Origin of the sequence: Xanthomonas sp. 3307 (assembly GCF_014199735.1) — a bacterium.
Classification (GTDB): domain Bacteria; phylum Pseudomonadota; class Gammaproteobacteria; order Xanthomonadales; family Xanthomonadaceae; genus Xanthomonas_A; species Xanthomonas_A rydalmerensis.
Genome location: NZ_JACHOG010000020.1, coordinates 1 through 1,345 on the forward strand (window position 1 = coordinate 1; position 1,345 = coordinate 1,345).

General features: G+C 63.9%; 1 protein-coding gene and 1 pseudogene. Both read left to right on the forward strand.

Annotated features, from left to right (window positions below; all coding sequences use genetic code 11):
- On the forward strand, nt 1-207 hold a 207-nt coding region (locus GGR64_RS20660), incomplete at its 5' end, for a flagellin (RefSeq protein ID WP_260303047.1).
- A 716-nt stretch (nt 208-923) separates the two neighbouring features.
- Nucleotides 924-1,345, forward strand: a pseudogene (locus tag GGR64_RS20665) (flagellin); the annotation flags it as partial.

Here is a 1,345-nt window from a genome sequence, read left to right on the forward strand (position 1 = left end):
ATCCAGAACCGCTTCACCTCCACCATCGCCAACCTGAGCTCCACCTCGGAGAACCTGTCGGCCTCGCGCAGCCGCATCCGCGATACCGACTACGCCAAGGAAACCGCCGAGTTGACCCGCACGCAGATCCTGCAGCAGGCCGGCACCGCGATGCTGGCCCAGGCCAAGCAGGCGCCGCAGAGCGTGCTGAGCCTGCTCCAGGGCTAAGCGCGACACGCCGCAGCGTGACACCGGGCCCCTCCGCAAGGAGGGGCCTTTTTTTATTCGGTTCCGACGCGGCGGGAGTGCATGTCGGACAACACGGCGTCACCGCCGTTACTCGATGCTGCGTTGAACCCGCATGTGCCGCACCCGCGGTTGGCGTGCCCGACCTACGGCCCACTGGCTGGAGCGGCTGGACGGTCTCGGCCGGCATTGCCAGCTCATGCGGCCGTTGGACGATGGCGTAGGCAGGCGGTACGCAGGGCCCCCGGTGCACGCTGCCATTGCCATTGGAGCGACCGAAGATGGCCAGCGCCATCGACTTCCTAACGCGCAGGAACCCGGTCCCGGACTGGCGAACTGGAGTGCGGACAGGGGTCAGGCGTTAGCGGTGGACGCGGCCGCATGTTGGCGAGGTCATCCAGCATCTTCTATGGCGCCCGCGATGGCATCGACGTCTTCCGCATCGATCCAGGCCGCCGTGTCCCGGACTTGCATGCCGGACCTAAAGTTTGCCAAAGCGCGGCCGAAACAAGCTCTTCGCCGCGTTTTGGGTGGCTTGCAAATCATCGCGCCGCCATATTTTTGCGCAGCAAATCACTAAAGGTTGCGGGCTTGCCGCCGTTACTTGTATCAGCAGCGGCACTGGCCAATTGATGGCCCCCTGCGGAGACTCCAGGCAACAAAAGTTGCCGGACAAATCGCTTACAGGAGATATCAACGTGGCACAGGTCATCAATACCAACGTAATGTCGCTGAACGCTCAGCGCAACCTCAACACCACCAGCGCCAGCCTGGCGACGACGATCCAGCGTCTGTCCTCGGGCCTGCGCATCAACAGCGCCAAGGACGATGCGGCCGGCCTGGCGATCTCGGAGCGCTTCACCACCCAGATCCGTGGTCTGGACGTGGCCTCGCGCAACGCCAACGACGGCATCTCGCTGGCGCAGACCGCCGAAGGTGCGATGGTCGAAATCGGCAACAACCTGCAGCGTATCCGCGAACTGTCGGTGCAGTCGGCCAACGCCACCAACTCCACCACCGACCGTGGTGCGCTGAACTCGGAAGTCAAGCAGCTGACCGCGGAAATCGACCGCGTCTCCAAGCAGACCAACTTCAACGGCACCAAGCTGCTGGACGGTTC